The sequence below is a fragment of the Leuconostoc citreum genome (assembly GCF_007954785.1).
GTDB classification, from domain to species: domain Bacteria; phylum Bacillota; class Bacilli; order Lactobacillales; family Lactobacillaceae; genus Leuconostoc; species Leuconostoc citreum.
In genome coordinates, this window is record NZ_CP042410.1 from 388,460 (window position 1) to 403,524 (window position 15,065).

The following is a 15,065-nucleotide window of genomic DNA, read 5'->3' on the forward strand; positions in this document are numbered from 1 at the left end:
TGATTATTTTCTCATTTTTCGTCTAAAATGACTAACGTTAAGCAATTACTAAATAACAAATACTGACACGAATGTTTCATATTTGTAATATAAATGACATTAAGCGGTGGTAAGGTAACTATATACATATATTATTAAATAATTATTCGCATGAATAACTCATCATGTGAAAGGAAGATTGGAAGCGGGATGATTGATTTACATAGCCATCTACTACCGGGAATAGATGATGGTTCTCAATCAATGCAGGCATCCCTTCAGCTAGCGCGTGACGCAGTTGGAGAGGGTGTTGAAGCAGCATTGATGACACCACACCATATGAACGGTCAGTTTGTGAACCACAAGCGTGATGTCGTTGCCTTAACGACAAAGTTTCAAATGGCACTTGAACAAGAAAAAATACCACTGCAAGTTTTTCCATCGCAGGAAGTACGCATTAATGGTGAGTTGTTGATAGCTTTAGATCAAGATGACATTCTGTTTGCCGATGAAAGTAACCGGTACCTGTTACTTGAATTTCCAGATGATGACGTACCGGCATACAGTGCCGATATGATTTTTAATATCATGCAGCGAGGCATTATCGTCCAAATTGCGCATCCAGAGCGAAATGCGAAAATCATGTCGCAGCCAGATATCTTATATCAACTTATTGAGAAAGGTGCTGTTGCCCAGATAACAGCTAGTTCCTATGTTGGGGCCTTTGGTAAAAAGGTGCAAAAGTTTGCAGAGACAATTATTGCCCATCATTTAGGGCATGTTTTTGTTTCGGATGCCCACGATTTACCAAACCGTACGTACCACATGGCAACGGCTATGATGAAGCTTGAACAGCAGATGGGGGCAGATTATCAACAGATGTTTGCTGAGAATGCTGAGGCGATACTCGATGGCAATCCGGTGGCACGGTTGCTACCTGAAAAAATTGTTAAACGTCGTTTTTTTAATGGATTTTAAATACATAATAAAGGATTAATAAATAATGAATAACGTACTTGAGTTACGACAACTATGGGACATTATCCGTAAGCATTTTTTTGCCATTTTTTTTATGGCGTTAATTGGTGCCGGTATTGGCTATGGTATTGCTAAGTTTTTAATCGCGCCCACTTACAGTGCATCAACGAGCATGCTAGTTAACCGATCGACAGATAATACACAATCAGGCGTCAATTTGTCAGACCAACAGGCTGATGTTCAAATTATTAATACATATAAGAATTTAGTGATTTCAAGTAATGTTTTGGGAGATGTGGCTAATAAATTAAAACAGCCTAAAACAGTTGTTGTTCAACCGGGTAAGCCTGCTGTATATGACACATTAGCAGATGGTACACGTCGCTTAGTATCGCCCGAACAAAAAGAAATCACAAGAACTTCCTCGCAACCTACTTATGATCTCACGGTTGACCAATTAAAGAAGATGGTCTCAGTTTCTAATCAACAAAACTCACAGGTATTTGCTATTAATGTGACGTCAAAAGACCCAAAACAGGCAGCACTTGTCGCTAATACTGTTGCTGATTCTTTTAAAGCCAAAATTGGTGGCTTTATGAAGATTAATAACGTGTCGATTATTGATTCAGCCAAAATAGATAATAAACCTGTTGGACCAAAAATACAGATATTCATGTTAGCCGGATTAATTATTTTAGGCGGCTTGGCCTTCCTAGTTGCTTTGGTTCGCGAATTATCTGATACGACAATCAAATCGCCTGATGAAGTTTCACAGCTATTTGGCTTTACCAATCTTGGTGTCGTTAGTCATATTAAAGGCATGAAGCATTTTGATATGGCACCAACAGTTCAAAGTATGTCAGATGATGGCAAAGCAATGCATTCACGTTCACGGCTCAGTCGTTTGAACAAGGATTAATAGGGGAGAACAGACAATGGCCTTTTTTAAGAAAAACAAAGCACTAGGTGATGGGTTATCTGCCGAAACAATGACTAAAGGTGCCAGACTGATTGCTGCTGCTGAACCGAAAAATCCAGTTTCAGAGCAATTTAGAACGTTACGGACGAATATTGATTTTGCCTCAGTTGCCAAGGGGAATGTCAAGACACTGCTCGTTTCCTCTGCTTTACCTTCAGAAGGAAAATCAACAATTACGGCAAACCTAGCCGTTGTTTACGCACAACAAGGTAAGCGTGTCTTATTAGTTGATGCAGATTTGCGACGTCCAACAGTCGCAATCACTTTTGATGTGACTGATAATCATGGGTTAACGAATTATCTTGCGGATGTCCATAGCGAACTTGGTTCGATTATTCATCATACACGTATGGATACGTTAGACGTGATTACTTCAGGTCCAGTACCACCTAATCCAGCTGAATTGCTAGCGTCAGCGCGTATGACGACGCTAATTACGCAACTAAGAGATCATTATGATCTCGTGATTTTTGATGTCCCGCCATTTTTGATGGTAACTGATGCACAGGTATTGATGAGCAGAATGGATGGTGTTGCTATTGTTGTCAGTGGTGGTAAAACAACCAAAGGTGCGTTACAGCGCACATCTGAAATTCTGAAAATCGCCGAAGCACCGGTAGTAGGCTTCATTTATAATGATCAGAATCAGAAGAAAAAAGCTGGGAGTGGCTATGGGTATGGCTACGGTTATGGAGATGCCAAAAGCTGATTTGTTTTTACCATCGCTAAGAGAGGAGAGATGAGATGGGGCTATACAGAAAAGTTGTTAAGCGGTTAATTGATACTACCGTAGCAATTATCTTTGGTATCGTATTAATTGTTCCGTTTTTTATTGTGGCAATTTTAATAAAACTAACTTCTAAGGGCCCAATTTTTTTCAAGCAAAAACGCTACGGAAAAAATTCTGTACCATTTACTTTATATAAATTTCGTTCGATGACAGATGGCGCACCAGTCAAGGCAAATTCTGAATTTTCGGATATTAAAAGCTATGTGACACCATTTGGGATGTTTATAAGAAAAACATCGATTGATGAATTACCACAGCTTATTAACATTATTAAAGGCGAAATGAGTTTTATCGGACCACGTCCATTAGCAATAACAGATAAAAAAGTTCTGAGATTACGTCGTCAGAATGGTGGGGATCAAGTGTTGCCAGGTATTTCTGGCTTAGCTCAAGTCAATGGCAGAAATAATATTACGGATGAGGATAAAGCGGCTTATGATGCTAAGTATGCTAGTCATGTTAGTGCACGAGTGGATATCTTGTTAGTGATAGAGACTTTTATTTCGGTAGTTAAACGTGATGGGGTTTTTAAAAATAAAACAGTAGAGATTGAAAAAAAGGATATATAACTTGTGACTAAAAAAGTATTAATGTTGGCAGCTAAAGCTAATATGATTCAACAGTTTAATCATCGCAATATAAAGATATTACAAGAATTGGGTTATGAAGTGCATGTCGCCACTAATATGGTTGACTTTGGTTCGATGTCATATGAAGAAAATGAACGTTTTAAACAATGGATGATTGATAATGAGATTTTTTCGCACCAAGTTGATTTTGAGCGACGGATGGGTTCTGTTCTAGGAAATATGCGATCATTGAAGCAACTTAATAACTTATTTAGTACACATGATTTTGTTTTTGTTCATGTACATTCGCCTCTTGGTAGTGTATTAGGAAGAATCATCGCAAAAAAATTTAAAGTGCCTGTAATTTACACTGTTCATGGTTTTCATTTTTTTAGAGGTTCATCAAAGAAAAGTTGGATTATGTTTTATCCATTAGAGTGGTTATTGTCTTTTATAACAAACGTAATGATTGCAATTAACGATGAAGACTATAATTTAGCAAAAAGGCATATGCATGCTAAAAATCTAGTGAAAATTAATGGCATTGGGGTGGATGTATATAAGGCGCAAAGTGTGCCTGAGGAATACAAACAGTTAGCACGTAAACGTATTCGTGAGGAACTCAAGATTCCGGAAAGTGCTTTCTTAATTTTATCAATTGGAGAATTGAGCGATCGTAAAAATCATAAAGTTGTGTTAGATGCGTTAAGATTGATGTCTCCTGAAGATAGAAATAACATATATTATATTATTGCTGGAACAGGAAGGAATGGGATTGAACTAAAAAAAATAGCTAATAGCTTTAAATTTTCTGATAATTTTGAATTGTTGGGATACAGAAATGATATTCATGATATTAATTACGCTAGTGATGTTTTTATATTTCCATCATTACAAGAGGGTTTAGGTGTTGCTGGTTTAGAAGCAGTTGTTGATGGAACATATTTAATCGGCAGTAATGTACGTGGTATACGTGACTATGTATTGAATGAATCAATAGGAACAACTTTCTCGCCAAAAGATCCAAATATTCTTGCTACTATTATAAATGAGAAAGTAAAAAATAATTGTAAAAATAATAATATAAGAGATAATGACAAACTAATTAATTTTGACAAAAGAAAAGTTGATTATGAAATGAAGAAAATTTATGAGTAAACAAGATAAAATAGTAGGTTTAAATAAGTCAAAAAAGGTTGTATTTCACTTTTTAAATACTGGAAATTATTCCGGTGCTGAGAACGTTGTAATTAATATAGCGAATATGGTAGATAATTATGAGCATGTTTATGTTTCCCCTGATGGAAAAATAAACGAAATTTTAAAGGGAAATAATATTAGACATATATCAATTAAAAAGTTATCTTTAAAGAGCTTTTATTTTGTCATAAAAAAATATGAACCAGATATTGTTCATCTTCATGATTTCAAGGCAAGCATTATTGGAGGTTTCTTGCACAATCATATACGAAGATATGGGGGAAGAATTGTATCCCAAATTCACAAAAATGATAAACGCATGGCAAAATGGTCAATGATTTCCGTGTTATATGGTTCAGTATTAAATTGTTTTGACAGAGTTGTTGTCGTTTCTGAATCTGTAGTGAATGAATATATATTTAGAAATAAATTGAAAAATAAATCGATTGTTGTTAGCAATATTGTAGATTATCACAAAATGCTTTGTTTTTCTAAAAAAAATAACCCAAAAAGTTTTGACATTGTTTACGTAGCAAGAATGTCAGATGAAAAAGGACCCATGAGGTTTCTTGATATAATTGATAGTGTTAATCAAAAAAGAGCAGTTACTGTTGTTTGGATAGGTGACGGACAACTAAAAGAACAAATAGAAGCCATTATAAAAACGAAACATTTGGATAAGGTAATTAAATTAATTGGTTTTCAAAGTAACCCATATCCATTCATAAGAAAATCAAAAATTGCAATTTTAACTTCAAAGTTCGAAGGCTTTGGATTAAGTGCGTTGGAAGCTCAATTAATGGGAAACCCGGTGGTAGCAACAAATGTTGGTGGATTAAGTAATATTATTAATTCAGAGACTGGATTATTAACAAATGATAACACTGCTTTTGTCAATGAAATTGTAAAACTATTGGAAAATAAAAACTATTATAAAATGAAGCATGAGGCTGCATTAAAGCATTCTCAGGTAGTAAATGATATTGATGAATTTATAAGAGTATTTACACAAATATACGAGGTAGGTTGACAAGTTATGAATATTAGGAAACCTAGGCTTATAATCAAAATTTGGTTTTTCCTTTTTATATTTTGGGGTATCTATACTCCTGTCGCAAATATAATTGGTCCTGAAATCACAGCTATTTCATTTGTTCTTTTTGATTTTATTTTGTTATTATTAGCAATAATAACGCGAATTAACTTATTTTATTTACTTGAGACAAGCAAAATATTTTTTTTGATGATAGCTATATTTCTAGCGTCAATTTACGTTGGTTTTAGATCGTCTCTTTCTGGGAACGATACGAGATTATTTCAAAATTTACAAATAGAGTTACAGATAGTCTTTTTTTTCTTGATCTTGGTACTAATGTACTATAGGTTTGGTTTTACAAAATTTGACATTCTTAAATTATTTTTAGATGTAGCATTTTTTCAATCAGTTGTGTCAATATTTATGCTTTTGTCACCTGCTTTGCATAACATAGCATTAAATCTTTATTATGCTGGTCGTCCAGAAAATGTTTTTATAAATGCAAAAAGAATATACGGCTTTTCAAGCGAGTATACATTCACGACACCGATTGTAAATGGAATACTTGGAGTAATATCAGTTTTTTTGACTATAAAAAAATCAAAATTTTTCTTAATATATTTGCTGCCAATTTTATTATTAGTTTTACTTAATGGAAGAACAGGACTAGTTATTTTTTTTGTAGGAACAATGATAGTTATTATAAAAAATTCGAAGAATATTTTTAGATTGTGTATTTTGTTGGTTATAAGTATTCTCGGTATTGGTTTTTCGTTTTATTCGTTAAGTATACTATCTCCAGATACTTTTACTTGGATAATTAGTTTTTTTGATGATACATCTAATTTATTAAATGGTAATCTGACTGGTAATTATGCTGAACTAGGTATGCAATATCCTTTTCAAAATCTATTATTTGGTTATGGTTTTCGTATATATGATTTAAATTCTATCGTCTCCAATATAACAATTCTAACTCGATCTGACATAGGGTATGCTAATGATTTATTCTTAGGTGGAGTAGTATATATAGTATTATTGTATATTCCAATTTTATTGTATGTATATAACTCTGATAAGCAAGATAATAATTTTAAAAGAAGTGGAATTTCTTTATTTTTTGTCATTGCTATGTTAATAGCAGATTATAAAGGAGAGGCAATGCGTAATGGGAACTTGTTATTAATGGTAGTTACCTTAGCAATGTTGATTAGAATCCCTAAAAATATGAAACTAGAGGAGCAGACCTATGGAAAATTGTAAGGTATCTGTAATTATTCCGGTTTATCAAGAGAACATAAATTTTATTCAGCAAAGTGTTCAATCAATTTTAAATCAAACATATAATAATATAGAAGTACTAATTGGCTTAGATGATCCTAAAAACCTTATGGCAATAGAATTTTTAAAAGATTTAGTAACAAAAAATAAAAATGTACAACTAATTATTAACGAAAAGAATTTGGGGTTGGCTGCTAATTTAAATAATTTAATCAAACAATCTACAGGTGAATTTATCGCTCGAATGGATGCAGATGATATAGCATTTGAAACGAGAATTTCCGATCAATTATTTTTTGTGCAAAAGAACGATCTTAATTTTTTATCTGGGGCATATGATTCAATTAATGAAAGTGGACAAGTAATTAAATTAGGTAAAAAAAACGATTTACTGGATAATAAAATTAGGACTATAGAAAAATATGGAAACATACTTGCTCACCCATTATGGTTGGTGCGAAGAAATATTTTAATCAAGTTACAATATAGAAAATTGGAACCAGTCGAAGACTACGATCTGATTGCTAGGGCAATGCTGGACACAAATATAAAGTTTGGTTACATAGGAACCCCGCTACTGAAATATAGAGTCCGTCAAAATAGTGAGTCTCATAAAAATCCATCAAGGTCTGTAATGATGTCCCTTGAAATAAGTAAATTTGTTAGAAGAAAAAAAACACCTGATATTAATAAAATAATAATTCAGAAAAAAAAATCAAACATCAAACAGAAAATAAAGCTGATTAAAATCATGATGTTAATTCGGTATAAAATAGTAAGAGTTATTGTTGAAAAATTTTAAAAAAAAAGTTATAAATTATAGTTGAAGTCAGATTTCTTTTTAGAAAATGTTATTTATTGTTCATTTTTGTAAATAACTGGGAATTTAGATTTTTATATGTTTATTAAAAAGCTAACTGATGTTGTTTGAAAAAACAATTACAAATAATTTAAACATTTAAGTCTGACAGATTTTTTGTTAAATTTGCTGAAGTTAAATGGTTCAATATTATAAATAATCGAAATTAGTGTCTGTGACCGATATTACAAAGATTAGTAATAATAATAATAATAAAATTTTGTTTCATATCTTATATTTTTACATATCCATACTAAAGAAGTTATCAAATTAAATTAAACGGAAAGTTACTGAAATGCGTAAATCACATTTACATTATGCTATTTTAAATATGGGCGCAAGCGGTGCGACGACAGTACTTAAAATTATTTTAGGCTTTGTTTCACGTACTATATTTATTCAGATATTAGGATCACAATTATTGGGTCTTAATGGATTATTGACTAGTGTATTGACAACACTATCACTTGCTGAAATGGGAATAGGAAACGCAATTATATACTCACTCTATAGACCTGTTGCACAAAAAAAATGGTCAGTAGTTAGAGCAATTATGGAGTTGTATCGTAAAATTTACCGAATTTTAGCTGTGTTAATTTTGTTAATTGGTCTTGCGATAATTCCTTTCTTACCCATATTAACTGGGAGCAGCATACATAATGTAACACTATATTATTCTATACTCTTATTTAACAGTGTTATAAGTTATTTATTAACTTATAACAGGTCATTAATGATAGCTAACGAACGTAACTATATTGTGTCGCTTGTGGATTTGGGTAGTGTATTATTTACAACAATATTACAAATAATAACGTTGTTTATTTTTAAAAACTATTCGCTTTATCTAATTATCCAAGTGTTGTTTACTTTCTGTGGAAATATAGTATTAACATGCCTAGTTAGAAAGGGCTACAGGAATCAACTTCAAAATACAGTGAAAATAAAAGTACCTGCTGATATTGTTAGTAAGTTAAAAAAGAATGTAATTGGAACATTTGCTAATAAAGTAGGAGATGTTGCAGTGAATGGAACAGTTAATGTTCTCATTGCCATGTTCATTAACTTGTCAACTGTTGGTATATATAGTAATTATCAATTAATTATCTCAGCTTTGCAATCAATACTTTTTAATATTTCCAACGCTTTAACTTCTACAATTGGAAGCATTGCGGCTTCCACTGAGTCTTCTAACAAATCTTCTGGTTTGTTTTTTAAACATCAATTTATGAATTATTCATTAACATTTTTTTCTTCGGCCTTGTTATTGGTCTGTTTGCCTCAGTTTATTAAGTTGTGGATTGGAAATCATTATTTGTTATCCATGCAAATCACTATAATGATGGTTATTATATTTATTGTAAATACACTTAGATATACTTGTCTAGTGTTTATTGATGCGTATGGATTAGCGTACGAACAAAAAATAAAGCCTTTTTTAGAGGCAGTAATTAACTTGTTGCTATCAATAATCTTTTTAAAATTTTTCAAGCTAGGCATATTTGGAATTTTATTATCTTCTATTCTAACCGGGTTATTGATTGCTACTACCTATGAGGCTTATGTTGTATTTCACTATGGATTACAAAAAAAAGTTTTCTTATTCTATAAAAAATACATTAGGATTGTGCTTGAAATAACATTTAATTTGGTTGCAGTGTATTCATTAACATCTGTTGTTAATGGGAAATTACTCATTTCAAATTTCAACATATTAATTGTAAATACTTTAATCACACTTTCAGTTTCAATAATTACATATATTTTATTCAACATTAAGAACTCTCAATTTGTTCAATTAAGGCAAAACATGTTAGAACGCTTCAAATAAACAAATTACTTGGAGTAGCGTAATTTTTGAATTGTTTTATTTTCAGGAAAAGCTTTTATGAACAAAAATATGTAGTAATTATCAGATAAGCTAACTTCCAATCTTTAATTTCACAATTAACAATTGTGAAATGCATTACCACTAAAAATTTTGTTTTATTATTATATTTAGACATGAATTACCATACTTGATCATTCCGCTGATTAACTAATGTAACTTGTCAAACAAATAGCTATTGTATATGGTAGAATTTTGAAGTGAGTGGGAAACAAATTATTAATTACAAGGAACATACTAAAAAGTATTCAAAGGGCACAAAAATGACAGATCAATTTTTTGAAAAAGAACTTGCGGCAAGGGAAATTACTGATATTTCCGGTATGATTGAATTTGATATTCCAGTTCACGGGGACAACCGTGGTTGGTTCAAAGAAAATTTCCAAAAAGAAAAAATGGTACCGTTAGGTTTTCCAATAGATTTTTTTGCGGCGGATAAGCTACAAAATAATGTCTCGTTATCCAGACAAGGGGTTTTACGTGGCTTACACGCTGAACCATGGGATAAGTACATCTCTGTAGCCGATAATGGTAAGGTACTTGGGGCATGGGTTGACTTGCGTGAGGGCGAGTCATTTGGTCACGTCTACCAGACAGTGATTGATGCCAGTAAGGGTATTTTCGTTCCACGTGGTGTTGCGAATGGCTTTCAAGTATTAAGCGAGACGGTTTCATATTCATATCTAGTGAACGATTATTGGGCATTAGATCTCAAGCCAAAATATGCCTTTGTAAACTATGCAGATCCTACTTTAGGGATTGCATGGGATGATGTCGACAATGCTGAAGTAAGTGAAGCTGACAAAAATCATCCTATGCTGAAAGATGTGATGCCATTAATTGCAGAAAAATTATAATTGTAGTAAAATTTATTGTTCTAACGTATAATATAATAATAAGCAACACATTAGAACCTATCTAGGAGAAATCATGACTGACTATAAGAATATTTTGGTAACCGGTGGTGCCGGATTTATTGGTGCGAATTTTGTACGCTATATTGTTCAAGAACATCCTGACATTTTTGTGACTGTGCTTGATAAGTTAACTTATGCTGGGAATCGTGCGAATTTAGCTGGATTACCAGAAGATCGTGTTAAGCTCGTTGTTGGTGATATTGCCGATGCACCACTTGTTGATCAACTTGTTTCTGAGACTGATGCTGTCATTCATTATGCTGCCGAATCTCATAATGATAACTCATTGCAAGATCCATCACCATTCGTACAGACGAATATCATTGGCACCTATACATTACTTGAAGCAGTTCGTAAGTACAACAAGCGCTTCCATCATGTATCCACTGATGAAGTTTATGGTGATTTACCACTTCGTGAAGACTTACCAGGCCATGGTGAAGGTGTTGGCGAAAAGTTTACCCCAGAATCACCATACCGGCCATCAAGTCCTTATTCATCAACAAAGGCAGGGTCTGATTTGCTTGTCCGTGCCTGGGTACGTTCATTTGGGGTCCAAGCAACAATTTCTAATACCTCTAATAACTACGGGCCCTACCAACACATTGAAAAGTTCATTCCTCGTCAAGTAACTAGTATTTTAAGTGGCATTAAGCCAAAACTATATGGTAATGGTAAAAATGTCCGTGACTGGATTCATACATACGATCATGCTACAGCCGTATGGGCTATCTTAACCAAAGGTAAGATTGGTGAAACATATCTTGTTGGCGCTGATGGTGAGAAGGACAATATCACAGTGTTGCGCGCCATTCTCAAAGACATGGGCAAGCCAGAAGATGATTTTGATTTTGTACAAGATCGTTCTGGTCACGATTTGCGTTATGCTATTGATGCTACAAAGATACATGAAGAGCTCGGTTGGCGCCCTAAGTATACTGATTTTGCTAGTGGATTAGCACATACAATTCAATGGTATACTGACAATCAAGACTGGTGGCAAGCAGAAAAGGCTGAAGTTGAAGCCAAGTATGCTAAAAATAATCAATAATGATACTGCAAAACTCACATCTTGTGAGTTTTTTGTCTAAGAGGAGAAAGATAATATGACGTACTTGATTACCGGAGCCAATGGGCAATTAGGACAAGAACTACAAAAGTTATGCAATGAACGTGACATAGATTTTGTTGCTTTTGATTCTAAGCAGTTAGATATTACTGATAGAGAAGCTGTATTTGAAGCTTTTGCGCGTGTACAACCTGATGTGGTATATCACGCTGCAGCTTACACAAAAGTTGATCTTGCTGAAGATGATGGCCGAACAGTGAACTGGCAAGTCAATGTTAATGGCACCAAGAATGTTGCCGATGCGGCACATCACTATCAGGCGAAATTGGTTGCTGTGTCAACAGATTATGTTTTTGAGGGGACAAGTGAAACAGCTTATCAAGAAACAGATGCTGTTAACCCACAAAATGCTTACGGACGTGCCAAGTTAGCTGGCGAATTGGCAGTCACTGAGAGTGGTGCTAATGCCTATATTGTACGGACAAGTTGGGTATTTGGTGAGTTTGGTAATAATTTTGTTTATACCATGCAACGTCTGGCCGAAAACCATCCACGACTGACGGTTGTTAACGACCAATTGGGACGGCCAACTTGGACACGGACACTGGCTGAATTTATGTTATATCTTATTGATAATCAAGCAAACTATGGCATCTATCATTTGTCCAATGATGATGTTGCCACATGGTTTGATTTTGCGCGTGAAATATTGAAAGATCATCCAGTGACAGTTTCACCGGTTACCAGTGCAGAGTTTCCCCAAAAAGCGTACCGGCCAAAAAAGTCAGTCATGAGCTTAGACAAAGCAAAAGCCACTGGCTTTGAAATACCAACTTGGCGTAATGCATTAAGTATGTTTTTAGAAAGCATAAAATGAACCATTAAAAAAGCGACCAACGAAAAATTGGTCGCTTTTTTTATTCTATTGCTCAGGCAAATAATTTTTTAGTTGCGCGTAGCAATGTTTTTATGTCACGATCATATCTTGGTGTGTCAACTAAGTGAGACATCGGGATACCAGCAAAATGATAGGCAGCAATTTCACCGGAACGAACAGCACTTTGTTCGGTAAAAATCATTTGGTAAGGTTGTTCCACAAATTCACCGGTAAAAGCCAAATTGGTTGCATGCTCGGGAATCACTTCTGGGCGGTCAATTTTAGCTCGATTATTGAACAAAGCTGAGGCGTAAGGCATATATACTGGAATATTATTGATGACACTTGCTAATATATCATCTTCTTTCTCCTTGATATTGACAGGGCCGGAATCAACTGCTGAGAGATGTGCAATCAGCTCGAGTAACATTTCCTTACCGGTCAATTCAATATAAGGCTTACCAAATAATAGGCTGTTGCGTCTTGGATATAAGAAGTAACCCCAAAAAACTGTTTCATTAGGTTTTTGACTAGTGAAGTGGGGCTGGTGATGAACAACAATTGACATGTCAACGTCAATCTGATCTAGTGGTGTGATGGGGGTGGTAGATAAGAATGAATTCAGCGCATTACCAGGTAATTGCGTTGTGATACGCGTAATTTCATTTAATAGCAGATGGTCTTTAGTTGTTAAAGTAAAGCTAACCCATTCACTTGCATCACGGTCAGCAAAGAATTTATCAGGGTTACCCAGATTATAGAAATGTTCAGTAGCTTGGCGCCATAAGCTTGAAGCTGCACCGTAATCCATATTTTCTGGTGCTGGTGTGTCATAGTCACCAAGAGTTGCTGAATCAGTAATAGAACCATTGGTGAAAATGACAGCAGTATCGTCATCAATAACGACATGTTCTTTTTGATTCGTTGTCGTGTTCACCATTTGTAGACCCTTGACAGTAATTTCATCGGTCATTGTCGTATCTTTAAATTCAAATGCAGTGACACGGCGATTAAGAATAATCTGGCAACCATTAGCTTTCAGGTAATTGATTAGTGGCAGCATAATGCTTTCGTATTGATTATAACGTGTTCGGTTCACGCCAACTAAGTGTTCAATTTGTGTAAATTCATAAATCATTTGGTGCATATAACGCCGTAATTCTTGGGCCGAGCTACGTGTACGAAAGGCAAATGTCGTTTCCCACATGAACCAAAAGTTTGTTTCAAAGAAGTGCGAATCATCGGCAAAATAATCTGTAATAGTGACGTTATCTAGTTTTGTTTCTTCGTCATCAGGCATGAGAATTAATTGTGTTAATAATTTACGGTCTGCCTGATTAAAGCCTAATTTGCTAGCATTCAAAATGCCTCGACCAGGTTGCAATAAACGTGCTTTATCAAATGTCGGGTGCTTGGCATCAAAATCGCGTGTGTCCTCTGCCGCAGTCATATTAGGTTCGGTCATCGAAGGAATACGATCCAGTAGATCCATGAGGTCAACGTAAGTACGGTAATTTAACATACGACCACCACGAGCAAGATAACCTTTGGTATTAGATAATGGATGATTTTTATTCCAATAGTCGTCGACGACTGAATCAGTGCTATCCCCATCATTTGAACCATGTTGATCTAGCGCATAAAAGGTAATATTTTCTCCAGACCAGTGGCCTTCTTGAATTAAGTAGACAGCCGCCGCCATATTGGCTATACCGGCACCAATCATTACAGCTTTATTTTTACGCATAATCAATCTCCAATCTGATATTTTTTACAGGACAATATTATCGCTTAGCTCTCAAATTTCTTATAGCTATCTAAATCGTCACCCTTAAATAGTGATAATTTTTTAGCGGTATAACCACCATAGACTAGCAGAGAAACACAAGCTAAACCTAAAACGATAACGTACTTTTTCATAAGAATATCCACCTTTCAATTAGTAGGTCTTTCTAATGATTATTATAATCTTATCAGTAATAAATGTCTTTGGACGAAATAGCTTATTTGCCTAGTTGCTTATGTGTTTATTTTTATTAATGATGAATTCAATGGTGCCGTCCAGAATAGCTGTTGCGCGGGAGACTAATATATCTTTTGGTGTGTCGCAATCAGTCAGTAGCCATTTAATAATTTGCGATGCAATGGCGCTACCGTAAAAATCAACTAAATCTTGTGCGAGTAATGGTGTAACATCGTCATCGATGGTAACTACAACAGACTGCACCATTTGCGCGCCGAGTTCAAATAGAAAAGTTTCCAGTAAGTCACGTTGGTGTGAGTGTAATGCTTCCAGGCAAAGGGCTTTGTTTGCCAAGATGTAATTTAAAGCAATTGCATACTTTGCTGCCCAATTTTTAGCGGTAAGGTGATCTTGCACTTGTGAAATAATATCTTGTTCTAACGTCCAGCGTAAAAGATCATAAATATCACCAAAATGATAATAAAATGTATTACGATTAACTTGTGCTTTTGTAGCCAATGCGTCAATTGTAATTTTGTCGAGTGGTGTTGTTTGAACAAGTGTTTTTAGAGCGAAAGCGAGATCTTTTTTCGCCTGTGTGGACATAACTAACTCCTTTAATCCTTGTAATTTCACGACGATTATACCAGTTTTTCTGGTTAGGCGTGTGATAAATGTTC

At 34.5% G+C, this 15,065-nt stretch carries 15 protein-coding genes; 12 read left to right on the top strand and 3 right to left on the bottom strand.

The window, feature by feature from the left end; genetic code table 11:
* The first annotated feature begins 189 nt into the window (after positions 1-189).
* The 12 genes from FGL72_RS01870 to rfbD all read left to right on the top strand — a co-directional run bounded on the left by FGL72_RS01870 (position 190) and on the right by rfbD (position 12,422).
* Entirely contained in the window at positions 190-957 is a 768-nt protein-coding gene (locus FGL72_RS01870; protein WP_146992430.1) for a tyrosine-protein phosphatase, read from the top strand.
* Positions 958-982: 25 nt separating this feature from the next.
* Positions 983-1,876: a YveK family protein gene (locus tag FGL72_RS01875; protein WP_146992432.1), complete on the top strand. Its 894-nt coding sequence runs from the start codon at positions 983-985 to the stop codon at positions 1,874-1,876.
* A gap of 16 nt (positions 1,877-1,892) precedes the next feature.
* Positions 1,893-2,645 carry a CpsD/CapB family tyrosine-protein kinase gene (locus tag FGL72_RS01880; protein WP_146992434.1) on the top strand — a complete coding sequence of 251 codons (753 nt, stop codon included), beginning with the start codon at positions 1,893-1,895 and terminating at the stop codon, positions 2,643-2,645.
* 35 nt (positions 2,646-2,680) lie between these two features.
* Positions 2,681-3,295 carry a sugar transferase gene (locus FGL72_RS01885; RefSeq protein ID WP_146992437.1) on the top strand — a complete coding sequence of 205 codons (615 nt, stop codon included), beginning with the start codon at positions 2,681-2,683 and terminating at the stop codon, positions 3,293-3,295.
* 3 nt (positions 3,296-3,298) lie between these two features.
* On the top strand, positions 3,299-4,453 hold the full coding sequence (locus FGL72_RS01890) for a glycosyltransferase (RefSeq protein WP_146992439.1): 1,155 nt from the start codon (positions 3,299-3,301) through the stop codon (positions 4,451-4,453).
* The gene (locus tag FGL72_RS01895; protein ID WP_146992441.1) at positions 4,446-5,525 is read left to right on the top strand and encodes a glycosyltransferase; all 1,080 of its coding nucleotides are present in this window, start codon (positions 4,446-4,448) and stop codon (positions 5,523-5,525) included. The genes FGL72_RS01890 and FGL72_RS01895 overlap by 8 nt, the downstream gene beginning before the upstream one ends.
* Before the next feature lie 6 nt (positions 5,526-5,531).
* Positions 5,532-6,794 (top strand): hypothetical protein, encoded by a 1,263-nt coding sequence (locus tag FGL72_RS01900; protein WP_146992443.1) that lies wholly within the window; start codon positions 5,532-5,534, stop codon positions 6,792-6,794.
* Positions 6,781-7,614 (top strand): glycosyltransferase, encoded by an 834-nt coding sequence (locus FGL72_RS01905; RefSeq protein WP_146992445.1) that lies wholly within the window; start codon positions 6,781-6,783, stop codon positions 7,612-7,614. Before FGL72_RS01900 ends, FGL72_RS01905 begins: the two co-directional genes overlap by 14 nt.
* 352 nt (positions 7,615-7,966) lie before the next feature.
* Complete coding sequence (locus tag FGL72_RS01910; RefSeq protein ID WP_146992447.1) at positions 7,967-9,502, top strand: lipopolysaccharide biosynthesis protein; 1,536 nt, start codon at positions 7,967-7,969, stop codon at positions 9,500-9,502.
* A 320-nt stretch (positions 9,503-9,822) separates the two neighbouring features.
* Positions 9,823-10,416 carry a dTDP-4-dehydrorhamnose 3,5-epimerase family protein gene (locus tag FGL72_RS01915; protein WP_146992449.1) on the top strand — a complete coding sequence of 198 codons (594 nt, stop codon included), beginning with the start codon at positions 9,823-9,825 and terminating at the stop codon, positions 10,414-10,416.
* Between the two features lie 73 nt (positions 10,417-10,489).
* A complete protein-coding gene (gene rfbB, locus FGL72_RS01920; protein ID WP_146992451.1) occupies positions 10,490-11,527 on the top strand; it encodes a dTDP-glucose 4,6-dehydratase in 1,038 nt (345 codons plus the stop codon).
* 55 nt (positions 11,528-11,582) lie between these two features.
* A complete protein-coding gene (rfbD, locus tag FGL72_RS01925) occupies positions 11,583-12,422 on the top strand; it encodes a dTDP-4-dehydrorhamnose reductase (RefSeq protein ID WP_146992453.1) in 840 nt (279 codons plus the stop codon).
* A gap of 52 nt (positions 12,423-12,474) precedes the next feature.
* Here rfbD and FGL72_RS01930 read toward each other — a convergent pair whose 3' ends face one another.
* From FGL72_RS01930 to FGL72_RS01935, 3 genes are all read right to left on the bottom strand, one after another.
* On the bottom strand, positions 12,475-14,169 hold the full coding sequence (locus FGL72_RS01930) for an oleate hydratase (protein WP_146992455.1): 1,695 nt from the start codon (positions 14,167-14,169) through the stop codon (positions 12,475-12,477).
* A gap of 44 nt (positions 14,170-14,213) precedes the next feature.
* Positions 14,214-14,342 carry a hypothetical protein gene (locus tag FGL72_RS09885; RefSeq protein WP_276508164.1) on the bottom strand — a complete coding sequence of 43 codons (129 nt, stop codon included), beginning with the start codon at positions 14,340-14,342 and terminating at the stop codon, positions 14,214-14,216.
* 91 nt (positions 14,343-14,433) lie between these two features.
* Complete coding sequence (locus tag FGL72_RS01935) at positions 14,434-14,991, bottom strand: TetR/AcrR family transcriptional regulator C-terminal domain-containing protein (RefSeq protein WP_146992458.1); 558 nt, start codon at positions 14,989-14,991, stop codon at positions 14,434-14,436.
* Positions 14,992-15,065 lie beyond the last annotated feature (74 nt).

Coding starts and splice junctions, on each gene's coding strand:
- FGL72_RS01875 (WP_146992432.1), top strand. CDS start 983: ATGAATAACGTACTTGAGTTACGACAACTATGGGACATTATCCGTAAG.
- FGL72_RS01885 (WP_146992437.1), top strand. CDS start 2,681: ATGGGGCTATACAGAAAAGTTGTTAAGCGGTTAATTGATACTACCGTA.
- FGL72_RS01915 (WP_146992449.1), top strand. CDS start 9,823: ATGACAGATCAATTTTTTGAAAAAGAACTTGCGGCAAGGGAAATTACT.
- FGL72_RS09885 (WP_276508164.1), bottom strand. CDS start 14,342: ATGAAAAAGTACGTTATCGTTTTAGGTTTAGCTTGTGTTTCTCTGCTA.
- FGL72_RS01910 (WP_146992447.1), top strand. CDS start 7,967: ATGCGTAAATCACATTTACATTATGCTATTTTAAATATGGGCGCAAGC.
- FGL72_RS01935 (WP_146992458.1), bottom strand. CDS start 14,991: ATGTCCACACAGGCGAAAAAAGATCTCGCTTTCGCTCTAAAAACACTT.
- FGL72_RS01905 (WP_146992445.1), top strand. CDS start 6,781: ATGGAAAATTGTAAGGTATCTGTAATTATTCCGGTTTATCAAGAGAAC.
- FGL72_RS01880 (WP_146992434.1), top strand. CDS start 1,893: ATGGCCTTTTTTAAGAAAAACAAAGCACTAGGTGATGGGTTATCTGCC.
- FGL72_RS01930 (WP_146992455.1), bottom strand. CDS start 14,169: ATGCGTAAAAATAAAGCTGTAATGATTGGTGCCGGTATAGCCAATATG.
- FGL72_RS01870 (WP_146992430.1), top strand. CDS start 190: ATGATTGATTTACATAGCCATCTACTACCGGGAATAGATGATGGTTCT.
- FGL72_RS01895 (WP_146992441.1), top strand. CDS start 4,446: ATGAGTAAACAAGATAAAATAGTAGGTTTAAATAAGTCAAAAAAGGTT.
- FGL72_RS01900 (WP_146992443.1), top strand. CDS start 5,532: ATGAATATTAGGAAACCTAGGCTTATAATCAAAATTTGGTTTTTCCTT.
- rfbD (WP_146992453.1), top strand. CDS start 11,583: ATGACGTACTTGATTACCGGAGCCAATGGGCAATTAGGACAAGAACTA.
- rfbB (WP_146992451.1), top strand. CDS start 10,490: ATGACTGACTATAAGAATATTTTGGTAACCGGTGGTGCCGGATTTATT.